This window comes from Azospirillum formosense, from assembly GCF_040500525.1.
In the GTDB taxonomy this organism is placed as follows: domain Bacteria; phylum Pseudomonadota; class Alphaproteobacteria; order Azospirillales; family Azospirillaceae; genus Azospirillum; species Azospirillum formosense_A.
On sequence record NZ_CP159403.1, the window covers coordinates 213,294 to 235,020 of the forward strand.

The 21,727-nt window shown below is 71.3% G+C and carries 17 protein-coding genes; 5 read left to right on the plus strand and 12 right to left on the minus strand.

Going from position 1 to position 21,727, the window contains the following annotated elements; genetic code table 11:
* Positions 1–129 precede the first annotated feature (129 nt).
* The gene (locus tag ABVN73_RS14105) at positions 130–3,048 is read left to right on the plus strand and encodes a PAS domain S-box protein (protein WP_353860292.1); all 2,919 of its coding nucleotides are present in this window, start codon (positions 130–132) and stop codon (positions 3,046–3,048) included.
* A gap of 23 nt (positions 3,049–3,071) precedes the next feature.
* Here the strand turns inward: ABVN73_RS14105 and tyrS are convergent, their stop codons facing one another.
* Positions 3,072–4,346 (minus strand): tyrosine--tRNA ligase, encoded by a 1,275-nt coding sequence (gene tyrS / locus ABVN73_RS14110; RefSeq protein ID WP_353860293.1) that lies wholly within the window; start codon positions 4,344–4,346, stop codon positions 3,072–3,074.
* A gap of 334 nt (positions 4,347–4,680) precedes the next feature.
* Between tyrS and ABVN73_RS14115 the strand changes: the two genes are divergently transcribed.
* Complete coding sequence (locus ABVN73_RS14115) at positions 4,681–5,697, plus strand: 4-(cytidine 5'-diphospho)-2-C-methyl-D-erythritol kinase (RefSeq protein WP_353860294.1); 1,017 nt, start codon at positions 4,681–4,683, stop codon at positions 5,695–5,697.
* Positions 5,698–5,710: 13 nt separating this feature from the next.
* Here ABVN73_RS14115 and ABVN73_RS14120 read toward each other — a convergent pair whose 3' ends face one another.
* Together ABVN73_RS14120 and ABVN73_RS14125 are read right to left on the minus strand one after the other, a co-directional pair.
* Complete coding sequence (locus tag ABVN73_RS14120) at positions 5,711–6,259, minus strand: glycine zipper 2TM domain-containing protein (RefSeq protein ID WP_353860295.1); 549 nt, start codon at positions 6,257–6,259, stop codon at positions 5,711–5,713.
* Positions 6,260–6,395: 136 nt separating this feature from the next.
* Positions 6,396–7,271 (minus strand): LysR substrate-binding domain-containing protein, encoded by an 876-nt coding sequence (locus ABVN73_RS14125; protein ID WP_353860296.1) that lies wholly within the window; start codon positions 7,269–7,271, stop codon positions 6,396–6,398.
* A gap of 104 nt (positions 7,272–7,375) precedes the next feature.
* On the opposite strand from ABVN73_RS14125, the gene ABVN73_RS14130 reads away from it, so the two are divergent.
* A complete protein-coding gene (locus ABVN73_RS14130) occupies positions 7,376–8,275 on the plus strand; it encodes a DMT family transporter (protein ID WP_353860297.1) in 900 nt (299 codons plus the stop codon).
* Between the two features lie 183 nt (positions 8,276–8,458).
* Complete coding sequence (locus ABVN73_RS14135) at positions 8,459–10,099, plus strand: Na/Pi cotransporter family protein (protein ID WP_353860298.1); 1,641 nt, start codon at positions 8,459–8,461, stop codon at positions 10,097–10,099.
* 18 nt (positions 10,100–10,117) lie between these two features.
* On the opposite strand, the gene ABVN73_RS14140 is transcribed toward ABVN73_RS14135, so the two are convergent.
* The 8 genes from ABVN73_RS14140 to ABVN73_RS14175 form a co-directional block, all read right to left on the minus strand.
* The gene (locus ABVN73_RS14140) at positions 10,118–11,050 is read right to left on the minus strand and encodes an NAD-dependent epimerase/dehydratase family protein (protein WP_353860299.1); all 933 of its coding nucleotides are present in this window, start codon (positions 11,048–11,050) and stop codon (positions 10,118–10,120) included.
* Positions 11,051–11,420: 370 nt separating this feature from the next.
* A complete protein-coding gene (locus ABVN73_RS14145; protein WP_353860300.1) occupies positions 11,421–11,816 on the minus strand; it encodes a response regulator in 396 nt (131 codons plus the stop codon).
* Positions 11,794–13,836 (minus strand): MASE3 domain-containing protein, encoded by a 2,043-nt coding sequence (locus tag ABVN73_RS14150; protein ID WP_353860301.1) that lies wholly within the window; start codon positions 13,834–13,836, stop codon positions 11,794–11,796. The genes ABVN73_RS14145 and ABVN73_RS14150 overlap by 23 nt, the downstream gene beginning before the upstream one ends.
* Before the next feature lie 215 nt (positions 13,837–14,051).
* Entirely contained in the window at positions 14,052–14,438 is a 387-nt protein-coding gene (locus tag ABVN73_RS14155; RefSeq protein WP_137141779.1) for a ribbon-helix-helix domain-containing protein, read from the minus strand.
* Between the two features lie 105 nt (positions 14,439–14,543).
* Positions 14,544–15,254, minus strand: coding sequence for a Crp/Fnr family transcriptional regulator (locus tag ABVN73_RS14160; RefSeq protein WP_353860302.1), 711 nt, complete (start codon positions 15,252–15,254; stop codon positions 14,544–14,546).
* A gap of 56 nt (positions 15,255–15,310) precedes the next feature.
* Positions 15,311–16,078 carry a TfuA-like protein gene (locus ABVN73_RS14165; RefSeq protein ID WP_353860303.1) on the minus strand — a complete coding sequence of 256 codons (768 nt, stop codon included), beginning with the start codon at positions 16,076–16,078 and terminating at the stop codon, positions 15,311–15,313.
* A gap of 49 nt (positions 16,079–16,127) precedes the next feature.
* Positions 16,128–17,390, minus strand: a complete 1,263-nt coding sequence (locus ABVN73_RS14170) for a YcaO-like family protein (protein WP_353860304.1) — start codon at positions 17,388–17,390, stop codon at positions 16,128–16,130.
* Positions 17,391–17,565: 175 nt separating this feature from the next.
* Complete coding sequence (locus ABVN73_RS14175) at positions 17,566–17,760, minus strand: hypothetical protein (protein ID WP_353860305.1); 195 nt, start codon at positions 17,758–17,760, stop codon at positions 17,566–17,568.
* A 100-nt stretch (positions 17,761–17,860) separates the two neighbouring features.
* On the opposite strand from ABVN73_RS14175, the gene ABVN73_RS14180 reads away from it, so the two are divergent.
* Positions 17,861–18,301 carry a ribbon-helix-helix domain-containing protein gene (locus tag ABVN73_RS14180; RefSeq protein WP_353860306.1) on the plus strand — a complete coding sequence of 147 codons (441 nt, stop codon included), beginning with the start codon at positions 17,861–17,863 and terminating at the stop codon, positions 18,299–18,301.
* A 53-nt stretch (positions 18,302–18,354) separates the two neighbouring features.
* On the opposite strand, the gene ABVN73_RS14185 is transcribed toward ABVN73_RS14180, so the two are convergent.
* A complete protein-coding gene (locus ABVN73_RS14185; RefSeq protein WP_353860307.1) occupies positions 18,355–21,423 on the minus strand; it encodes an adenylate/guanylate cyclase domain-containing protein in 3,069 nt (1,022 codons plus the stop codon).
* Between the last annotated feature and the right edge of the window lie 304 nt (positions 21,424–21,727).

Below are 21,727 nucleotides of genomic sequence, written 5' to 3' on the forward strand. Positions count from 1 at the left end.
TGGCCGGCGAGGTAGCGGGACACCGCTGCCGCGGATACGACGGCGTGCATCGGACCCGGGGTGCCGTTCGTCCCTTGGGAAGTGCTGGGTTGTGCCGTTCCCTTCCGCCGAGCTGTTCCCGGGCCACCGATGAGCATTCTCACACGCCTTGTCCTGCTCGTTCTTCTCGCCAGCCTGCCGGCCATCGGCATCCTGGCCCACAACAGCCTGACCGCCATCGAGGCGGGGGAGCGGCAGGCCGAGGCGGAGGCCCGCCGCCTCCTGACGCTGATCCAGGACGAGCAGCAGCGGGTCGTGGAGGGCATGCGCGGCGTGCTGGTGACGGTGGCCGAGCTGGCGCCGCGGCTCGCCGTCGATCCGCAGCAATGCTCCTCCACCCTGAACCGCCTGCGCGGCCGGCTGCCGCGGGTGAAGGGCATCGCCCTGACCGATCTCGACGGTTCGGTCCGCTGCGCCAGCGATTCGAAGTTGAACGGCCTGATGGTGGCGGCGCTGCCGCACATCCGCATGGCGCTGTACGGGCAGGGCTTCGTCGTCGGCGACTACGCGGTGCGGCGGCTGGACGGGCGGCCCGTGCTGCCCTTCGCGGCGCCCTACACCGACGGGGCGGGCCGCATGGCGGGGGTGGTGTCCATCGCGCTCGACGCCGGATGGCTGCGCGATTATCTGGCGGAGAAGCCGCTGCCGCCGAACGCCATGCTGGTGCTGGCCGACCGCAACGGCACGTTGCTGGGCCGCTTCCCCGCAACGGACGAGCAGCGGGTGGGCAAGCCGCTTCCCGAACCGCTGATGGCCCTGCTGCGCGCGCCGTCCGACGGCGTGGCGGAGGTCGCCGGGCTGGACGGCGAGCCGCGGATCCTGGCCTACGCGCCGGTGGACCAGAAGGTGCGCGAGCTGTTCCTGGCGGTCGGTCTGGACCGGACGGAGGCGCTGCGCCCCGTCACCGCCGCGGCGGAGCGCAGCGCCTTCCTGCTGGCGCTGGCCGCGGCGCTGTCCCTGGCCGCCGCCTGGATCGGCGCGCGGCTGTTCGTGCTGCGCCCGGTGGCCCGGCTGAAGCGGGTGGTCGAGCGGTGGAGCGCCGGGGACCGGGACGCGCGGATCGGACGGCCGGGCGACACATCGGAGATCGGTGCCCTGGGCCTCGCCTTCGACTCCATGGCGCAGGAACTCCAGGCGCGGGAACGGGCCCGCGACGCCGCCCACGCCGCCGAACACCGCATGGCCGCGATCCTCGCCGCCTCCACCGACGCGGTGGTCGAGCTGGACCACGAGGGCCGCGTGACGCTCGCCAACGACAAGGCGGCGCGCCTGTTCGGCGACGGCGGGGACCTCGTGGGCCATGTCTTCGTGGCTCTGCTGCCGCCCGGAGTGGCCGAGACCTTCGCCGCGCGCCTGCGCGACGCGCTGGACCGCGGGGAGCCGGAGGAATTCGAGATCCGGCTGGTCGGTGAGGGGAATCGGGGCGGTGGCGACTGGTACGCCCTGCGCCTGTTCGCCACCGGCGACCGGCTGGCCGTCTACGCCCAGGACGTGACGCGCCGCAAGGAGGACGAACGGGCCATCCGTCGGGCGGTGGAGCGCCACCGCTCCCTGCTGGAGACCGCCGCCGACGCGATTCTTCTGGTGGACGCCAACGGCACGGTGCACACCTACAACCGCGGCGCGGAGCGCGTCTTCGGCCATTCCCCGGCCGACGCGGTCGGGACGGACGTGCGCCGCCTGATCCCCGGCGGCCTGATCACGGAGCCCCTCAGCGCGGACCGGCTGGCCGACGGCGTCGCCCGCGAGGTCGAGGGCCGCCGCCGCGACGGGCTGGCGGTGCCGCTGGAGCTGTCGCTCTCGGCCTGGAGCGACGGCGGCGACCGCTTCTTCACCGCCATCCTGCGCGACATCACCGAGCGCAAGCGCACCGAATCGGCGCTGCGCCGCGCCAAGGATCAGGCGGAGCGGGCCAACCGCGCGAAGTCGCGCTTCCTCGCCGCGGCCAGCCACGACCTGCGCCAGCCGGTGCAGTCGCTGTTCTTCCTCACCTCGGCGCTGGGCGAGCAGACGCAGGGCACCCCGGGCCACGGCACGCTGAAGACCATGCAGCAGGCGTTGGAGGCGCTGAAGCGCCTGCTCGACGGCCTGCTGGACATCTCCAAGCTCGACGCCGGGGTGGTCGAGCCGGTGACGACCACCGTGGCGATCCAGCCCCTCTTCGAACGCCTTGCCGCCGAATACGCGCCGGAGGCGGCGCGGCGCGGCCTGACCCTGCGCGTCGTGCCGACCACGCTGCACGCGCGCAGCGACCCCATGCTGCTGGAGCGGATCATCCGCAACCTGCTCGACAACGCGCTGCGCTACACCGGGCGGGGCGGGGTGCTGCTGGGCGTGCGGCGGTCGCGCCGCCGCTTCCACATCGCCGTGTGCGACAGCGGCGCCGGCATTCCGCCGGACCGCCAGGAGGACATCTTTGAGGAATTCACCCAGCTCGGCAACCCGGAGCGCGATCGCGAGAAGGGGCTTGGTCTTGGCCTCGCCATCGTGCGGCGGCTGTGCGCCCTGCTCGGCCATTCCGTGGCCCTGCGGTCGCGGCCGGGCAGCGGATCGACCTTCCTGGTCACCGTCCCCGCCGCCGAACCGCTGCGCCCGGCGGTGACGACGGTTCCGGCGGTCGGGCGGACGGAGGGCGGCGGGTGCCGGCTCGTCCTGATCATCGACGACGAGGTGATCATCCTGATGGGGCTGCGCGCCATGTTGGAGGGCTGGGGCTATGAGGTCATCGCCGCCACCGCCGGGGACGAGGCGATCCGCCTGCTCGACGAGGCCGGGCGGCGGCCGGACGTGATCCTGGCCGACTACCGGCTGCGCAACGGCAAGACCGGGCCGGAGGCCCTGCGCGCCATCCACGCCCATTGCCGGGCGTCGATCCCCAGCATCATCCTGACCGGCGACACCGCCCCCGAACGCATCGTCGAGGCCCAGCGCAGCGGCTTCGCCATCCTGCACAAGCCGGTGTCGTCCCATCACCTGAAGCAGGTGGTGGCCGAAGCCGGGGGCCGCTGAGGGCGCCCCGGCTCCGGTTCCGCTCACCGGACCCGCAGGAGCGCGTGGCGCTTGCGCCCGGCGGACAGGCGGACCTGCCCGTCGCCGTCGAGGTCTCCCAGGGTCAGAAGCGCCGCCTCGTCGGTGACGGGGGAGCCGTTCACCCGCGCCCCGCCGTCGCGGATCAGCCGCCTTGCGGCCCCCTTGGACTCGGCGAGCCCGGCGGCGGCCAGCAGGTCGGCCAGCCGGACGCCGGCGGCGAGGTCGGCGCGGGCGGCCTCCACCGTCGGCAGGCCGTCGCCGGCTGCGGCCTCCTCGAAGACCCGGCGGGCGGTCTCCCCGGCCTCGGCCGCCGCCGCCGCGCCGTGGCAGAGGGATGTGGCCTCATGGGCGAGGATCTTCTTGGCCTCGTTGATCTCCGATCCCCGGAGCGCCTCCAGCCGGGCGATCTCGTCCAGCGGCAGCTCGGTGAACAGGCGCAGGAAGCGGCCGACGTCCGCGTCCTCCGTGTTGCGCCAGAACTGCCAGAAATCGTGCGGGCTGCGCCGGTCGGCGTTCAGCCACACCGCCCCCGCCGCCGTCTTGCCCATCTTGGCGCCCGACGCGGTGGTCAGCAGCGGCGTGGTCAGGCCGAACAGCTCCGTTCCGTCGACGCGGCGGGCCAGCTCGATCCCGTTGATGATGTTGCCCCATTGGTCCGACCCGCCCATCTGCAGCCGGCAGCCGTGGCGGCGCGACAGCTCCAGGAAGTCGAAGGCCTGGAGGATCATGTAGTTGAATTCCAGGAAGGTCAGCGGCTGCTCGCGGTCGAGCCGCAGCTTGACGGAATCGAAGCTCAGCATCCGGTTGACGGTGAAGTGGCGCCCGATGTCGCGCAGCATCGGGATGTAGCGCAGCTCGTCCAGCCAGTCGGCGTTGTCGACCATCACCGCGCCGTTCGGCTGTTCGCTGCCGAAGGACAGGTACTGGGCGAAGGCCCGGCCGATGCCGGCCATGTTGGCGGCGATCTGCGCGTCGTCCAGCATCGGGCGGCTGGTGTCGCGGAAGCTGGGGTCGCCGATGCGCGTGGTGCCGCCACCGATCAGCACGACGGGCCGGTTGCCGGTCTTCTGGAACCAGCGCAGCACCATGATCGACACGAGGTGCCCGACATGCAGGCTGTCCGCCGTGGCGTCGAAGCCGATGTAGGCGCCGACCGGCCCCCGGCGCAGCAGGGCGTCGAGGCCCGACAGGTCGCTGCCCTGGTGCAGGAAGCCGCGCTCGTCGAGCACGCGCAGGAAGTCGGACTGGAAGGGGCTGGAAGCGGCGGGTGTCGCCATGGTGCTGATCTCCGGAAGGGAAGGGCCGCGTCCCGGAGATCATCTGTCGAAGCACATGCCGCCGGTCCGCGGCGGCATGGTTCCTATGGTCAAGACCGAACGCGCCGCCCTATGGGAGCAGCGGATAATAGCGGCCGAAGTGGTGCGTGCGCGTCGTCATGGCCGGAAAGCTAGGCGCGCCGGGCCGAGGCGTCAAGGACGGAAGACGCGTCCGGCCCAACCCGTTTGTCCGACGGCCGGGCATGTGGGGTCTGGCGCTCGCCGCACCCATGCCGCATAAACCCCGTCTTCCCCCTGTCGGGAGGAAGGGTTTTTCGTTTGCGGGGACCCGATCATGAGCGCCATCGCCGAAGCCGCGCCGGCCAAGCTGAACCTCTATCTGCATGTGGTCGGCCGCCGGGACGACGGCTATCACGAGTTGGACAGCCTCGTCGCCTTCGCCGACGTGGCGGACCGGGTGACGGTGCAGCCGGGCGTGGCGCGGATCGCTCTGCGCGGGGCCGACCTGCCGCCGGTCGGGCCGCGGCTGGCCATCTCCGGACCCTTCGGCCCGGCGCTGATGGGCGAGAGCCCGGCCCAGAACCTCGTCATCCGCGCCGCCCACGCGCTGGCCGCCCGGCTGGGGCGGGAGGCCGACGCGATGATCGCGTTGGAGAAGGCGCTGCCCGTCGCCTCCGGGATCGGTGGCGGTTCGGCGGACGCCGCCGCGACGCTGCGCGCCCTGGCCCGGCTGTGGGGCGTGGCGGTGGCCGACCCGCGCCTCTACGAGGTCGCGGCGTCGCTGGGCGCCGACGTGCCGGTCTGCGTCGCCGGGCGGAGCTGCTATTTCAGCGGCGTTGGGGAGGTGCTGGAGGAGGCGCCGGCCCTGCCGGAGACCTACGCGGTGCTGGTCAACCCCGGCGTGCCGGTGCCGACCCCCGCCGTGTTCAAGGCGCGCCGGGGGGGCTTCTCCGCCCCGGCCCGCTTCGCCGAGGCGCCGGCCGACGCCGCGGCGCTGGCCGCGCTGCTCAGCGAGCGGCGCAACGACCTGACCGAACCGGCGCTGACCGTCGCTCCGGTGATCGCCGCGGTGCTGGCGGCGCTGGACGGCACGGACGGCTGCCTGCTGGCCCGCCTGTCGGGCAGCGGGGCGACCTGCTTCGGCCTCTACGCCGATGCGGAGCGTGCAGCCGCTGCGGCCCGCTCGATCCAGGCGGCGCAGCCGCGCTGGTGGACGAGGGCCGCCCGGCTGCTGCCAACTCCGGCGGACGCGCCGCCGCTGCCCACGGGATTGACGGCGCCATCCACCGTCGCCATGGCTCCCCCTCCGCCGGTCCCTTTCCCGGACACCGGCGGCTGGGGAGTCGGTTGACCTCGGTCGGGGCTTAGCAACCGCCGCCGCGCGTCATCGCGCCGCCCAGCATGGCGCCGCCCAGCGTGCCGGCGGCGGTCGCCGCCAGCTTGCCGTCGCCGCGCCCGAACTGCGAGCCGACCAGCCCGCCGACGGCCGCTCCGCCCAGCACGCCGATCAGGTCGCCGTCGAGCGGGCCGCATTCCACCATCGGCGGCGCCGCGCGGACCGCGCGCGGGCGCTGCTGGACGATCACCGGCGGCGGTTCCTCGATGTAGACGGGGGCCGGGGCGTAATGCACGACCGGCGGCTCCTCGTAGACCACCACCGGCGGGGGACGGCGGACGATCACCACGCGCCCGTCGCCATAGCCGCCGTCGATGTAGCCGTGATCGTAGTAGCGGGCCCGCTCGCGGTCATGGCGCTCGCGCTCGTGGTGGCGCTCCTGCTTGGCGCGCCAGCCGTGGGCCGGCGCCCAATCGGGAGGATCGGCGAGGACCGGGGACGCTCCAGCGCCCAAGGCCGCCACACCGGCAAGCAGCGCGATGGCGATGGATTTGGGGGTGAAGCGGATGTGCGTCATGATGGCTCCAGGATACGTCTCATCCGGATGAACATCCGGGGGTCGAGTCTTCATCCATCCGACCGCTCCAAGGGGCGTGATCTTTTTGGGGTGCGCGAAAGGGGTAGCCCGTCCTTGGCTTGCTCCGCCGTGCCCCTCACGCCCACACCGGTTCGGGAAGGCTCTCCGTCAGCAGGGCCGTGACCATCTCCACCCCCGCGCTCCGCGCCGCGCTTCCGGTCAGCAGCGCCAATTCGGTTTCCGGCAGCGCCGGCAGGCCGTCCGCCACGCCGAGGAAGCGGGCGCCGGGCGGCAGGGCGCTGTGGGGGAGCACGCTGACGCCCAGCCCGCCGGACACCGCGGCGCGCACCCCGGCGTGGTTGGGGCTGGAATAGGCGACCCGCCAGCGCCGTCCGGCGCGCTCCAGCTCGTGCACCGCGCGGTTGCGGTAGACGCAGCCCTGCGGGAACAGCACCAGCGGCAGCGGGTCCTCGCGGTGCAGGTCCTCCGCCGCCGGGCCGACCCAGCAGAGCGGCTCCCGCCACGCGCGCAGCGCGCCGGGGCGGCCGGGTTCCTGCTTGACCAGGGCGATGTCGAGGTCGCCGCACTCCACGTCGGCGCGCAGCCGCACCGACAGGGCGCAGCGCACGTCCAGCCGCAGCCGCCGGTTCGCCCGCGCGAAGTCGGCGAGCAGCAGGGGCAGCCGCTCCACCGCGTAATCCTCCGGCACGCCCAGCCGCACCACCTCCGCCGCCGGGCGCCCGGAGAGGACGGCGTTCGCCTCGTCGTTCAGCGCCAGCAGCCGGCGGGCGTAGCCGAGCAGCCGTTCCCCGTCGTCGGTCAGCACGACGGCGCGGCTGTTGCGGTCAAGAAGCGGCAGGCCGACCTGCTCCTCCAGCCGGCGGATCTGCTGGCTGACCGTCGATTGCGTCTTGTGCACCCGCTCGCCGGCCCGCGTGAAGCCGCCGGCGTCCACCACCGAGACGAAGGTGCGCAGCAGGCCCAGATCCATCTCGCGCATCGGATCGACCATTCACGTTTCGAATGCAATGAATGATATCATCCAATTTCCAAATGAAAAGGTCCCGCGCCATCCTCTCTCCGACGCGCACCATTCCGCATGGGAGAGGACCGGCCATGACGCACGCTGCCACGCACCCCTTACCCCTGACCGACCCGCGGGCGGCGCCGCTCGCCCTGGTCGTGCCCTTCTGCCTCGCGTGGAGTTCGGCCTTCGCCGCCGGAAAGGTCGGGCTGGCCGACTGCCCGCCGCTGCTGCTGCTGGCCTTCCGCTTCCTGATCGCCGGGGTGCTGCTGGCCGCGGTCGCGGCGTGGCAGGGCGAGTACCGGGGGATGGCCGGACGGACGCTTGGCCTGCTGGCGCTGCTCGGCCTGCTCAACCACGCGCTCTATCTGGGGCTGAGCTACAGCGGCATGACCCACGTGTCGTCCGGCCTCACGGCACTGATCGTCAGCGCCAACCCGGTGCTGACCGCGGCGCTGGCCGCCCTGCTGCTGGGCGAGGCGATGACCCGGCGCAAGGCGGTGGGGCTGGCGCTGGGGGTGGCCGGGGTGGCGCTGGTGGTGCGCGGACGGCTGGGCAGCGGGACCGACGCGCCGCTGGGCATCGCGCTTGCGGTCGGCGCTCTGGTGGCGCTGTCGGCGGGGACCTTGCTGTTCAAGCGGCTGGCGCCGCGGACCGGGCTGCTCGCCGGCACCGGGGTGCAGGTGCTGGCGGCGGGGCTGGCGCTGTTGCCCCTCGGGCTGCTGCTGGAGGACGCCGGGTCGATCCGGCTGACCGCCGGCTTCGCCGGGTCGCTGGTCTATCAGGCTTTGGTGGTGTCGATCGGCGGCTACCTGCTGTGGTTCCGCCTGCTGCAGCGGACGAGCGCCACGGAGGCCAGCGCCTATCACTTCCTGATGCCGCCCCTGGGCATGCTGTTCGGCTGGGCGCTGCTGGGCGAGACGGTGCAGCCCTGGGACCTGCTGGGCATCCTGCCGGTTGCGCTGGGCATCCGGCTGGTGACGCGGGGGTAAGGAGCGTATCCTGGCAAAAGGGATACGCCTTTCGCGGGGGATCAGGTTGCGCCCTGCGATTGTTACGTTTTCATGACGTCCCACTCTCCATCGTCCTGTTGTTGAGGCCCACACGCCGGGAGGCCCGCCATCTCGACCGCCGCCGTCTCGCCCACCCTGGTCCTGATCGACATCCTCGGCGCCGTGGCGCTGCTGCTGTGGGCGCTGCGGCTGGTGCGGACGGGCGTCTTCCGGTGGGGCGGGGCGGCGGTTCGCCGCTGGGTCGGCTACGGCACGCGCAACCGTCTGGCCGCCTTCCTGGCCGGGGTCGCCGCGACCATCGCGGTGCAGAGCAGCACGGCCACCGCGCTGATGACCGCCTCCATGGCCGGGCAGGGCTTCATGACCACCCCCATGGCGCTGGCGGTGATGCTGGGCGCCGACGTCGGGACCAGCCTCGTCGCCCGGTTGCTCGCCATCGATCTGCATTGGCTGTCGCCCAGCCTGCTGCTGCTCGGCGGGGCGCTGCACGCGCTGGGCGGCGAGCATCGCGGGCGGCGGGCGCTGGCCCGCATCCTGGTCGGCATCGGGCTGATGCTGCTCGCCCTGAAGCTGCTCGGCGCGGCCACCCTGCCGGTCCGGGAGTCGGCGCTGGTCCAGGCGATGCTGGAGGCGTTGGGCGGCGAGCCGCTGTTCGCGCTGATCGTCGCCGCGGCGCTGACCGCGGCGGTGCATTCCAGCCTCGCCACGGTGATGCTGGCGGGGTCGCTGGCCGGAGCGGGGGTGATCGGGACCGAGACGGCGGTGGCGCTGGTCCTGGGCGCCAATCTGGGCGGCGCCGTGCCGGCGGTGCTGGCCACGGCGGCCGACGGCGCGCCGGCGCGGCGGGTGCCGCTGGGCAACCTGCTGGTGCGGGTGACCGGGTCGCTTCTGGCCCTGCCGCTGGTGCCCATGGCGTCGTCGTTCCTGGCCGGCATGGCCCCGCTGACGGCGGTGGTCAGCGCGCACGTCGCCTTCAACGCCGCGCTGGCGCTGCTCTTCCTGCCGCTGGTGACTCCGCTCGCCCGGCTGACCGAAGGGCTGCTGCCCCAGCCGGAGGACGCGGGCGAGGACGCGGCGACGCCCCGGCATCTCGACGAGTCGGCGCTGGAGACGCCCTCCGTCGCCATCGCCGGCGCGGTGCGCGAGACGCTGCGGCTGGGCGATCTGGTGGAGGATATGCTGTGCCGCAGCCTGACCGCTCTGCGCCAGAACGACGAGCGCCCGATCGCCGAGGTCAGCCGCGCCGACGACCGGGTGGACCGGCTGCACACCGCCATCAAGCTCTACCTCGCCAAGCTCGGGCGCCGTCACCTGGATGTGGAGGAGACCCGGCGGGTCGACGACCTGATGGCCTTCGCCATCAACCTGGAGCACATCGGCGACATCATCGACAAGAGCCTGATGGAACTCGCCGCCAAGCGCATCCGCCACCACCTGCATTTCGCGCCGGAGGATTTCCGCGAGGTCGAGGAGCTGCACCGCCGCACGGTGGAGAACCTGCGCACGGCGCTGGGCATCCTGATCGGGGAGGACCGGCGGCTGGCCCGCCAGCTCGTCGCCGGCAAGGACGCGGTGCGGGCGCTGGAGCGCACCGCCACCGCCCGCCATCTCGACCGCGTGCGCCGCGGCGATGCCGCGAGCATCGAGACCAGCGCCCTGGTGCTGGACATCCTGCGCGACCTGAAGCGCATCAACGCCCATGTCGCCGCGGTCGCCCTGCCGATCCTCGATCAAGTGGGGGAACTCAGCGAGAGCCGCCTGAAGGTGGTCGGGCTGCCCCGGCTGGAAAGCCGCGACGTGTAGGGGCGGAAGGCCGCGGGGTTACTGCGGCATCTCCCCGGTCAGGGTGGCGCTCAACCCCTGCAGCAGGCCGAAGCGGCACCCCTCGCCGAAGGTGGCGCGCAGCCGCGCCGGGTCGCCGATCGACACGCGGATGTCGCCGGCCCGCGCCGGCTGGTGCTGGCGGCGCACCCGGCTGGCGCACAGCTCCTGCAGCACCTCCAGCAGCATCAGCAGCGAGGTCGGGCGGCCGGTGCACAGGTTGAAGACCTCCGCCCCCTGGGGGTGGCGCTCCATCGCCTTGACGAGGACATTCACCACGTCGCCGACGAACACGAAGTCGCGGACCTGTTCGCCGTCGCCGAAGATCGTCACGTCCTCGCCCTGCGCCACCCGGCGGGCGAAGATCGAGATCACCCCGGAATAGGGCGAGGAGGGGTCCTGCCGCGGCCCGTAGATGTTGAAGAAGCGGAAGCCCGTCGTCGGCACCCCGTGGATGGCCCAGGCGACGTTGGCGTGCAGCTCGCAGCCCAGCTTGTCCACGCCGTAGGCGGACAGCGGGCGGGTTGCGGCGTCCTCGCGCAGCGGGGTGGCCGTGTTGTCGCCGTAGACCGCGGCGGAGGAGGCGTAGACCACCGGCACCGGGTTGCCGTTGCGGGCGCTGCGCGCCGCCTCGAAGACGGTGACGGTGCCCGACAGGTTGGTGCGGTGGGTCTCCGCCCACAACTCGCGCGAGCGCTGGACCGACGCGACGGCGGCCAGATGGAACACGCCGTCCACCCCCTGGATCGCCTGATGGACGGCGTCCGGATCGGCGACGTCGCCGACCACCAGCTTCGCCAGCAGCGGCTTGTTCTCCAGGCGGCCGGTGCTCATGTCGTCCAGGATGGTGACCCGGTGCCCGTCGCCGATCAGCCGGTCAGCCAGATGCGATCCGATGAAGCCGCAGCCGCCGGTCACGAGAAAATGGGCCATCCGCCGTCCTTTCCACCATCGCTAAGCATGGCTTCATAGTGGCGAGGGGGGGCTGGACCGACCAGACCATCTTAGGGGTAGGGGATGGCGCATGGGGTGCGCCGGTTCTGGCCGTTCGGGGTGCGGCACCCCGAATCGGCGGCGTATCGGGGGCGTTTTCCGACACCCTCGCGGCGGGCAGGCGGGACCGAGGGTTCAACAGCCTTATCCACCGTCTTATGCACTTTTTTGTGGATAACTTCGGTCAAGAGGGCCGGTGGCCGTCATGATGCCTCCCGGACACATTGTGTGCCGGAAGACACAGCGGGATAATGCAGGCCCGCCGTCCTTTTGGCCCGCCGCTCGATGGCTTGCCGTTGGTCGGCGGCCGTCAGCCGGGCTCGGAGTGCGGTGCCGCGGACAGCAGGCGGGCCACCGCCTTGCGCAGTTCCTCATTGAGGAAGGGCTTGTAGAGCACCGCGTCCGCCGCGAACATCTCGGCCATCTTCAGGGCGTAGCCGGCGGGAAGGTTCGGCGCCCCGCCCGACATGGCGAGCACCTGCGCGCCGGGGTTGCGGGTGCGCGCGGCCTTGATGACCTCCACCCCGTCGGCCTCCGGCATCAGCACGTCGGTGACGATCAGGTCGAAGAGCGCGCCGCCGTCGAGCAGGGCGATGGCGACGCGGCCGTTTTCCGCCTCCACGACCTCATGGCCCGCCTGTTCGATCACTTCGGTGACCGCCAGCCGCACGGCGGCCGAATCCTCAACGACCAGCACCTTCGCCATGAACCAGCATCCCATGTGTCGTTTGGCCCGGTCCGCCGGGCGGGGCGGTGGGCAGGTCGATGATGAAGGACGTTCCGCGTCCGAGGGTGCTCTCGACCCAGACGTCGCCGCCCCCGTTCCGCACGATACCATATACCACCGAAAGCCCAAGCCCCGTCCCTTTCCCGACCGGTTTGGTGGTGAAGAAGGGGTCGAACACACGCTGGCGTGTCCCCTCGTCCATCCCCGTGCCGGTGTCGGTCACGGTCAGCCGCACATACCGGCCTTCGCCGAGTTGGCGGAGGGGCGTGTCCCGTTCCTTGATGGTCAGGGAACGGGCGTCGATGGTCAGGGTGCCGCCCTGCGGCATGGCATCGCGGGCGTTCTGAATCAGGTTGAGGAGGACCTGGGTCAGTTCGGTCGCGGTGATCGTCACCGCGTCCAGGCCGGGCTCAAGACGCGTGCGCGTCCCGATGGAGGGCGGCATCGACGGGGCGGCAAGCTCCAGGGCCGAATGAACGGCGTCCTCGAGGTTGCCCGGCGGCGAGTCCGCCACCTCGACGCGGGCGAACTGGAGGACGTCGCGCATGATCGTGCGGGCTTTCACCCCGCTGTCGTGGACGGCGTTCAGGTAGGCCTGGAGCTTGCGATCCTCGCCGGCGCGGGCGCGGGCCAGATCGGACAGGCTGATGACCGGCTGCAGCAGGTTGTTGATCTCGTGGGCGAGGCCGCCGACGAGGCTGCCGAGCGCCGCCATGGTCTGCTTCTGCCGCGCCGCTTCCGCCGACTGGCGCCGCGCGCTGATGTCGCTGGTCGTGCCGCGGTAGCCGAGAAAGGTGCCGTTGCCGTCATAGCGCGGCGTGCCGCTGACCATCACCCAGCGCGCCGCCCCTCCCGGCGAGGCGAGCGGGAAGGAGAGGCGGCGGAAGGGCTCCCGCCGGTGCAGCGCCTCGATCAGGATGGGGAAATCCTCCTCCGGACGGTTGCGGTCCAGGAGATCGGCGTGGGTGAAACCGAGAAGCTCCGCCCCGCCCCGCCCGGTGGACTCCTGGGCGCGCGGCGACAGGGCGGTGAAGCGCCCGCGCTCGTCGGTTTCCCAGAACCAGTCGTTGGAGCATTCCAGAAGCGCCCGCCAGCGCGCCTCGCTCTCGCGCAGTTCGGCGGTGCGGGTGGCGATCAGCGCCTCCAGGCCGCTCAGATGGTCGCGCAGGGCCTCCTCGCTGCGGCGCATCCGGTAGAAGGCGAGGTCGTAGGGATTGCGCAGCGCGGTGACGATGATCGCCCGGTAAAGGAGGTAGAAGGACAGGATCTTGATGAAATGCCCCAGCGCGTTCACCACCCCGTGCGGACGGTCGTAGAGCGTGAAGATCAGCTCCTGCGGGGCCAGCAGCGCGATGCCGGCGAAGGTCAGGCCGAACACCCGGGGCTCGAACTGCCGTCGCCGGCCGCACAGCAGCAGGCAGGCGACGACCGCCGCGGCGCTGAACGCGTATTCGGCTCCGATCTTGAAGGGCGTCAGGCCGACGCCGGGAACGAAGGCGTCCGGCATGATGCCGAAGGTGAAGATCGACAGCAGGCTGCAGGCGACGACGGTGGCCTGGATCAGCAGCACGTCGCCGGCGCGCAGCCGCGTTTCGGTCAACAGCGGGGCGGCCAGGAAAACCGCGGCCTGGAGGGCGCGGGCGGCGATCCAGAGCTGGGTGGACTGGTTGGCGCCGGCCTCGCCGATGACGTTCATGCCGGGAAAGGCGATGGCGTGGAGCAGGTCCAGCAACGCGATGCCCGGCATGGACAGGCCGACGAAGGCAAGGAACGGCGACTGGTTCGTATCGCGCGTGTTCCAGGCGATCGTGAAGATCGTCATGGAGATGGCCACGGCGAACAGCTCGGCGCAGAGATGGAACAGCAGGTAGTTGTGACGGACCAGCGCCGCCAGAACCGCGGTGAGGATCAGCAGGGCGGCCAGGCCGGACAGGAAGGAACGGTCCCCGAGCCATCGGGCAAGCATCGGTCGGATGGCGGACGGCTGGGTCCCGCTCATAACGGTCGGCTCCGCGGTGGACGGGAGGGGCGGCCCACGGATGGCCCGGTCGGACGACCGCGCACGCCGCTGGACCGATCAACACACCAAATCCCGTCGCGGCGCAAGCCGGACGTTGAGCACCGTCACCGGTCGCGACATTTCCTCACAGGAGAGCGGTGGCCGCCGTCCTGTTCTCGGGACATGCGCCGTTCAGCGGGAACACCGCCTGACAATCAGCCTTCCTTGGCGGGCTGGGCCGGAGGCAGGTCGAAGGGCGTGCTGACGAAGGGGTCGCCGCGGCCATGGCCGGCCCGGTCGTGACCTTTCTCGGTCGCCGCCTTGCGGTAGTAGCCGACGATGAACACGCGGACCGCGTTGGCCAGCGACACGGCGTTGCCGCGCGACCGGCGGGACTGCGAATCCAGGCGGTCCTTGAGATCGCTGCACAGCTCGTCCACGGTCAGGTCTTCCCGGTGGCAGATGTCGTCCAGCGCTTCCCAGTAGGACGGCTCCAGCCGAAGCTGCGTCGGGTTGCCGAACAGCTTGACGGTGCGTGCCACCAGAGGGATGGCGTTCAGCGGCGATGGCGCGTTGGACGCCTGTGAATCCTGACCCGACATAGCCCTGTATTCCTTGACTGTCAGCCGTGTTTCATGTCGTTCAGCCAATATAGCGTGATTGAAAAAATTTGCGACGATAAAACTCGGCGGATGTGCGCGGTGGCCTTATGGCACGTCGCCCGACTCTCCTGCCATGTCCTTAAGCATGTATAGATTGGTGATGATGATAAAACCTTTGTTATAGGTAATCGCTCCGGCGCTGCGCAATGCACGCAGGCTTTTGTTCACCATCTCGCGTGTGACACCCAGCATCGACGCCAGCGCCTCCTGGGACACCGGCTGGTTGATGCGCAGCCCGGCGGGCGTCTTCTGCCCATAGGTGTCCGCCAGCAACAGGATGCGCCGGGCCAGCCGGCGCGGCACGTCGTGGAAAACCGCATCCTCGATGTTTTCCGACACCCAGCGCAACCGTTCGCACAGCACACCCATCATGCGGATGCACAGGGAAGGATGCCGTTCCAGGAAGGCGATGAATTCCGGGCGGTCGATGCGGAACAGCTCCGCCGGGCGCAGCGCGGTGGCTCCGGCGGTGCGGTCCTTGCCGTCGATCAACGCGATTTCCCCCAGCACGTCGCCGGGGTTCAGGATGTTGAGCAGCATCGTCTTGCCGTCCTCCGACGAGGTCGAGACGGCGATCTGCCCCTTCATGATGGCGTACAGGCAATCGCCGGGATCGCCCTTGCTGAACACGGTCTGGTTTTCGTGGAACCGCGAGACCCGGCCGAGCGCGACCAGCTCCTGCATCCGGTCGTCGTCGAGGATGCCAAACATTCGGTTGCGCCGCAGGATGCCGGCGACGTCCTTCAGTAAGGCCATGGCGTTCGCGGTCCCGGTTGAGTGCCGTCGGACCGTTGATGGCACCCGGCGGACGATCAGTCCAGCGGATTCCCCATCCGGTCGTGCGCGCCGTCGCGCAGGGCGCGGTCCCACAGCGCGGTGTGCTCGAAATGGAAGCGCGCCTCGGGCGCCCGCCCGCCGTCCGACGCCCAGCGGCGCATGGTTCGGAGCAGGTCGAGCGCGTCCTCGCGCTTCTGGTCGCACCGCCCGTTGGGCAGCCAGTGGCGCAGGTCGGCGAGTTCCTCCTCCGGCAGGCCCTCGGCGGCGGCGAGGCGGAACACCCGGCCATAGCCGCGTTCGCGGTAGGGCAGGGCCTTGGCGATGGCCTCCAGCCGCCGCGCCGTGGCGGTGGGAACGATGCCCTCCTGCGCCGCGTCCGCCAGCGTGCGGCGGATGTTGACCATCGCTTCGGACAGGCTGGGATAGCCGAGTTCCGCCGGGCCGTGGATCACCGCCACCTCGTCGTCGTCCTCCAGCCGCCCGTCCCGGAAGGCTTCGAAGACGGCGCCGACACCGATCATCCCGAAGGGGTGCAGTTCCGCGGCGCGCAGGGCGCCCATGCTCGACGCTCCGAACACCGCCACGCCCTGCTGGATGGCGTGCAGGATCTCCTTGTGCCAGACGGACGGGATGTTCTCGAAGTAGCCGTCGACGATGCCGATGGCCCGCGGCTTGCGCGCGCACAGCCGGATGATGTCGCCCTGGGCGACCGGCGGCAGATAGGTGGCGTCGAGGCGCCGGGCGGCCTCGGCGCGGGGCAGGGTGGGGCCGAGGAAGACGTAAAGGCCGTCCGACGTCTGCATGGGGGTCTCCGCCTTCGCTCTCATTGCACTTTGTATTGTCCGGCCGGCTTCAGACGCCGGCCACGGCGCGCGCCCTTGCGCCCATCGCGTAGTCCGGCGAGGAGTCCAGCCCCTCCAGGCCGGGAATGACCAGACGGACCACGGCGATGCCGAACTCCGGCTTGGTCAGGTCCACCGCCACCGCCTCCTCGATGCCGGCGGCGCGCAGCCGGTCGAGCTGGCAGGCCAGATCCTCCTCGACGGTGGGGCCGGCGAGGCTGGGGATCGCGGCGAAGTCGCGGCACCCGACGCCCTCGGTGATCAGCGCCGTCCAGCGCGCGTGCTGCGCCGGGTCGAGGTGGCGTTCGTATTCGGAGCGGGGCATGTCGTCGCGGGCCCCGGCGATGAAGGTCAGCCGGCTCTGCGCCGCCTCGGTCAGGGCGCGGGACAGCGCGATCTCCGGCGCGGCGTGGCAGCCCATGCCCATGGCGGGGCGGACGCTGTGCTGCGGCGCGTCCTCCCGCGTCGCGATGCGGCAGAGGATGGCCGGCAGGCCGATGTCGCTGGTGATGTCCCACAGGCCGACCGCGACCCCCGCGTCGTCGAAGCGGTCGAGCAGCGAGCGGCAGACCGGATCGGCGACGCTGGCCGGATCGATCCGGGTGGCGGCCTGGGCCTCCGGAGAGGCGAGGCGCCACAGGGTGGCGGCGTCGCGCTCGACCAGTTCGGTCATGGCGTGCGCGGTCGCCTCGGCGAGGCTGTTGCCCGAGGCCAGCCCGTTCGACCCGGCGAGGAAGCAGCCGGACCCCGGCGGCATCGGCAGCGTGAAGTTCAGATGGACCGTCTCGAAGGGCACCCACGTCCGCCCGCCGCCCAGCAGATCGTCGCCCTCGATCCACAGCATCGGGGTGTGGGGGGTGAAGGCGCTGGTCGACAGCCGCGGCAGGCGGGCCACGTCAACCACCCGGTGGGTCCAGCGCAACTCGTCGTAGCTGGCGTATTTCAGGGGCAGGGTGATGCGTTCGGCGTGGTAGCTCTCGATCGACTCCATGACGCCCGACGCCTTGGCGGCGGCCAGAGTCACGCCCTTGCCCTGGGCGACGGAGACGGAGCGCGCGTTCGGCCGGGTCACCATGACGACCGGGATGCCGACGCGGTCCAGCCCCGTGACGTTCGCCACCCGCGTGATGCCCATGACGGGAAGGAAGGGGGCGGCGCGGGCCAGAGTCTGCTCCGGCGTGGCGATCCGGTGGGTTCCGGTGGTGTGGACCTTCAGCGGCTGGTCGGACATGGCCGGGTCCCGGGCGATGCCGCGGACGAAATCGAGGGGCATGGGGGTGGATCTCCGCCAGGGTGCGCCGCCACGGGATGCCCGTGGTGAAGCGGAAGGAACGCCGGCGAAGCAGGAGGGCCGGGCGGGGACCGTGGCAGGCCGGTCAGGATAACCACCGGCCGCCACGGCCCGAAGAACAGGCCCGACGGACGGGCCCAGGCGGTTTGCCCGCCGGTCAGAGGCCCGGGGTGATCGCGTGGCGGGCGGCCTCGTGGTCGTCGCTGTTGAAGGCGCGGCGGTCGCCGATGCGGGCGGTGGCGGTCAGCGCGGCGGCCGGCTCGGCAACCTCGGTCACGCCCTGGGCGGTCACGGCGAAGAGACGGCCGTCGGCACCACGGATGAGGGCGGTCTGGTCGATGATGGCGGTCATGGGAACAGCTCCTGGGCGTGGGGTTTCGAGGAACCGCGGAATACTGCGGTATGTCGAAACCTTGGCCGCGATGACCCGTCCGGACTGTGAAGAACTTCACATGCCGGACGCCCCTTGCCTGGGTAAAAATCGCCTACACGCGCACACACGCATGTTCAGTCCCGGAAAAATTCCGGCGACCCGGGAAAAATTCGCCAGGCCGAGAAGCGGCCAGCCGAGACAGGAGCGTACCGATGAAGTTGGACCGCCGCATTCCCCGCAGCCTCGACGAGATGGCCGACCTCAGCTCGCTCGCGGCGCCGCCCGCCGTGGTGACGCGCTCGCTGACGATCGGGGGCGCCGCGCCAGCCTGCGGCTGGAGGCGACGATCTGGGACGGGCTGAAGGACATCGCCAAGTCCCAGGGCAAGTCGCTTGAGGCGCTGTGCGCCGACATCCACGACAGCCGGACGGAGGGCATTCCCTTCGCCACCAGCGTCCGGGTCTATGTGCTGAACCATTTCCGCAGCACCGCCGCAGGCACCACCACGCTCGTGGCCTGACGCTCCGCCGGGGCGTTACCGGATCGGGTCAAGCTGCCTCACGTCAAGCTGCCTCACGTCACCGGGCTGGACGCCGCGAGGCAGCGGCGGAAGGCCCGGCAGCGGTCGGCGAGCGGCAACATGGACAGCTGGCGGCTCATCGTCTCGGCAGCCGCCAGATGCTCCATGGCCTCGCGATGCTGGCCGACGGCGGTGAAGGCCTGGGCCAGGGCGAAGTGCGACCAGCCCTGCTCGGACAGCTGGCCGGCGTCCGTCGCGATGCCCAGCGCCTGGGCGGCGCAGCCGATCGCGGTCTCGTGCTGCGCCGTTTCCAGGGCGAGATCGGACATCCAGTTCAGAATGCGCGGCCTGGGCAGCGAGTGATTCAGGATGTGCGCCTGCTCCAGGCTGGCGTTGAGCAGCCGCGCGCCCTCCGCGGCACCGCCGGTGCGGGCGATGGCGTAGCCCAGCGCGCCCAGCGTGATCGGCTGGAAGATGTGCAGGCGCGTCGCCTCGGTGATTGTGATGGCGTCCTTCAACAGCGGCAGCGCTTCGGCGAAGCGCTCGCCGATGATGTGGACCAGCGCCAGATGGACCTTCACCGACGACACGGAGAAGGCGTGCCCGACCTCCTCCGCGATGTCGAGCGCGTGGAGCATCACCCGGACGGCCTCGTCGTCGCGCCCCAGCTCGGCGAGGCAGCGGCCCTGGTAGGCGGCGGTGATCGCGACCGCCACCGCGGTCAGGCCGAACCGCGCGCGGGGAGCGTGAGCCAACGCCAAACTGCGCGCCTGCTCCAGCTTCTCCTGGGCCTCCGGGAAATAACCCTTGTCCACCAGCATGCCACCCAGACGCATCAGCCCCTGGATGCGCAGCTCCATCGTCCCCCGGTTGCCCAGATGCTCGAGCGCGCTGCGGCTGAGCGCGATGGCCCCGTCGAGCACGCCGTAGACCCATTGGAAGGACGCCTTGAGCGAGGTCGCGCGGGCGTAGCGGATGCGGTCGCCGATGCCCAGCGCCATGTCCCGCGCCTCCTCCAGCGGGTCGCCGGCCAGCTGGCGCCCCTGCGGCAGCAGGACGAGGGGAATGTTGATCCACAGGTCGATCCGCCGCTGGGTGTTGCGACGGGTGTCCGGCAGATGGTCCAGCGCCTTCAGCGCCTGCTCGTAGAAGCGTCCGGCGTCGAAATGCTTGCAGCGCATTTCCGCGCGGCGCCCGGCCCGGCGGCCGTAGGCGCAGGCGAGCGGCCAATCCTCGGCGTAGAAGGCGTGATGGGCGATCAGCTCCGCCCGGTTCGGCAGGTTGCGGTCGGATCGCCGCCGCAAGGCGTGCAGGACCCGCCCGTGCAGCGGCTGGCGTTCCCGCTTGGTCAGGGTGGCGTAGGCGACCTCCTGGACCAGCGCGTGACGGAAGGTCAGTTCCAGGTTCGGCAGCAGGCGGGAGCGCGCGAAGAAGCCGCTCTGCTCCAGCCGGGCGAGGGCCGCCGGGAGGTCGGCGGCGGGAATGGGGGACACCGCGCGCAGCAGGCCCAGATCGACCGAGGTGCCGATCACCGCGGCGTGCATCAGGACCCGCCGCGGGTCGGGTTCGAGAGCGTCGATCCGCGAGGCCAGCAAGCCGTGCACCGTGGCCGGCAGGACCATCCGGGCGTCGGTCTTGCCCAGCCGGTAGCGTCCCGGACTGCCGACGATGACCCCGGTGGTCTCCAGCGTGCGCAGCGATTCCTCCAGATAGAGCGGCACGCCCTGGCTCTGCGTCGCCACGCGCGCCTTCAGGTCGGCCAGCGACGGGCTGTGGCCGAGCCAATGGTCGAGGAACTCGTCGGCCTGCAGCGGCTCCAGCGGTTCGAGCGTGATGGCGCGGACGGAGTCCGGCGCGGACCAGCCGCCGGGCGCGTCGGGCCGCGAAGTGACCAGGACGAAGACCCGGGCGTCCTCCGTCCCTTCGGCCAGGGCATCCAGCAACCGGTTGGTCAGCCCGCGCGTCCAGTGCGCGTCCTCGACGAGGATCAGCAGCGGGCGCTCCATGGACAGCTCGCGGATCGCCGCGACCAGCCCCTCGACGCTGAAATCGGCTTTCTGGGCGGGATCGAGCCCCTGCCACAGCGGATGGACGGAGGGCTGGCCGAGCAGCTCCCGCATCGCCTCGCCGGCCAACTCGCCGCCGTTGCGCGCGGCGGCGGCGGTCAGGCGCGCCACCGCCGAGCCCTCCTTCAGCATGCCTTCCGCCGGGCCGTCCGCCGCTCCGCAGACCGAGAGGGCAAGGCAGCGGGCCGCCGCCTCCAGGTCGTCGGGGTCGCCCAGGCGGCGAATCGGGAACTGCGGCCAGATGGTTGTGGTGAAGGCCGCCGCCTCCGGGCTGCGCATCAGCTCTCCGGTCAGCCGGGATTTGCCGATGCCGGCCTCCCCGATCAGGATCGCGCAGGCGCCGCGGCCCTGTTCGGCCTGTCGCAGCGCGCCGGTCAGCACCGCCAGCTCCGGCTGGCGCCCGACGAACAGGGTGCCTTCGGCGGACAGCAGGTCCATCGCCGTGCGCCGCATCGCCCGCGCCGCCTCCAGCGCGAAGGCGGTCACCGGCTCCGCCGCGGCGGAGAGGCGCAGCGTGCCCGCCGGGCGGACGGTCAGGCCCGTGGGCACGAGATCCAGCGTCTCGCGGCTCAGCAGCACGCTGTTGGGGTGCGCCCGCTGCTGCAGCTTGGCCGCGACATGCACGGTCTCGCCCACCGTGCGGTAGTCGGTCCACACGCCCGTCTCGATGATCTGGGCCACCACCTCGCCCGAGCTGATGCCGATCCGCATCTTGAACTCGTCCGAATCGATGGCCGAGCGGGCGATGTCCTGCGCGGCGAGGCAGGCGCGCAACGCGTGGTCCTCCAGCGCCGAGGGGGCGCCGAACACCGCCATGATGCCGTCGCCCAGCACCTGGGCCACCGTGCCGCCGTAGCGCTCCACCGCGTCGGTCAGGACCTGCAGGATGGTGAGAAGGGTCTGGTCGGCCTCTTCCGGGTCGCGGCCCGACACCATGCTCGAGGATTCGACGATGTCGGCGAACAGGACGGTGACGACCTTGCGTTCCGCGCTGTTGCGCCGGGCCGCCCCGCCATCCGGCGCTTCGGCCGGGCGGGCGGCGCCGGCTGCGGGCATGGGGCCGCAGGACGCCTCCCGAGGCGCCGCCATGGGCATCGGTTGCGGTCCGCCCAAGTCCATGTCCGTTCCGGCCATCGAAGCCCCCCTGCGGAGCGTCATCGGCATGTTAGAGGAAAGAAATTCAAATGCGCAGACATTCAAAACAACGGATTGGCATTTTTGTTCTGAACGAGGCAGCGTAACATATGTTGGTATGCTTTCTTATGCAATCCGCAAGCGGCGGCCCGTCCCACCCTGCATTCCGGCCGTGTCGAGGCGTTTCCACCGCAAGGAATGGTGTCGCGTGAAAAAATAGGCTTGC

Excerpts from the sequence above, each read along its gene's own strand:
- ABVN73_RS14185 (WP_353860307.1), bottom strand. The coding sequence starts at position 21,423 with ATGCCCGCAGCCGGCGCCGCCCGCCCGGCCGAAGCGCCGGATGGCGGG.
- ABVN73_RS14165 (WP_353860303.1), bottom strand. The coding sequence starts at position 16,078 with ATGCAGACGTCGGACGGCCTTTACGTCTTCCTCGGCCCCACCCTGCCC.
- ABVN73_RS14170 (WP_353860304.1), bottom strand. The coding sequence starts at position 17,390 with ATGCCCCTCGATTTCGTCCGCGGCATCGCCCGGGACCCGGCCATGTCC.
- ABVN73_RS14180 (WP_353860306.1), top strand. The coding sequence starts at position 17,861 with ATGCCGGACGCCCCTTGCCTGGGTAAAAATCGCCTACACGCGCACACA.
- ABVN73_RS14145 (WP_353860300.1), bottom strand. The coding sequence starts at position 11,816 with ATGGCGAAGGTGCTGGTCGTTGAGGATTCGGCCGCCGTGCGGCTGGCG.
- ABVN73_RS14115 (WP_353860294.1), top strand. The coding sequence starts at position 4,681 with ATGAGCGCCATCGCCGAAGCCGCGCCGGCCAAGCTGAACCTCTATCTG.
- tyrS (WP_353860293.1), bottom strand. The coding sequence starts at position 4,346 with ATGGCGACACCCGCCGCTTCCAGCCCCTTCCAGTCCGACTTCCTGCGC.
- ABVN73_RS14125 (WP_353860296.1), bottom strand. The coding sequence starts at position 7,271 with ATGGTCGATCCGATGCGCGAGATGGATCTGGGCCTGCTGCGCACCTTC.
- ABVN73_RS14130 (WP_353860297.1), top strand. The coding sequence starts at position 7,376 with ATGACGCACGCTGCCACGCACCCCTTACCCCTGACCGACCCGCGGGCG.
- ABVN73_RS14140 (WP_353860299.1), bottom strand. The coding sequence starts at position 11,050 with ATGGCCCATTTTCTCGTGACCGGCGGCTGCGGCTTCATCGGATCGCAT.
- ABVN73_RS14155 (WP_137141779.1), bottom strand. The coding sequence starts at position 14,438 with ATGTCGGGTCAGGATTCACAGGCGTCCAACGCGCCATCGCCGCTGAAC.
- ABVN73_RS14150 (WP_353860301.1), bottom strand. The coding sequence starts at position 13,836 with ATGAGCGGGACCCAGCCGTCCGCCATCCGACCGATGCTTGCCCGATGG.
- ABVN73_RS14105 (WP_353860292.1), top strand. The coding sequence starts at position 130 with ATGAGCATTCTCACACGCCTTGTCCTGCTCGTTCTTCTCGCCAGCCTG.
- ABVN73_RS14160 (WP_353860302.1), bottom strand. The coding sequence starts at position 15,254 with ATGGCCTTACTGAAGGACGTCGCCGGCATCCTGCGGCGCAACCGAATG.
- ABVN73_RS14175 (WP_353860305.1), bottom strand. The coding sequence starts at position 17,760 with ATGACCGCCATCATCGACCAGACCGCCCTCATCCGTGGTGCCGACGGC.
- ABVN73_RS14120 (WP_353860295.1), bottom strand. The coding sequence starts at position 6,259 with ATGACGCACATCCGCTTCACCCCCAAATCCATCGCCATCGCGCTGCTT.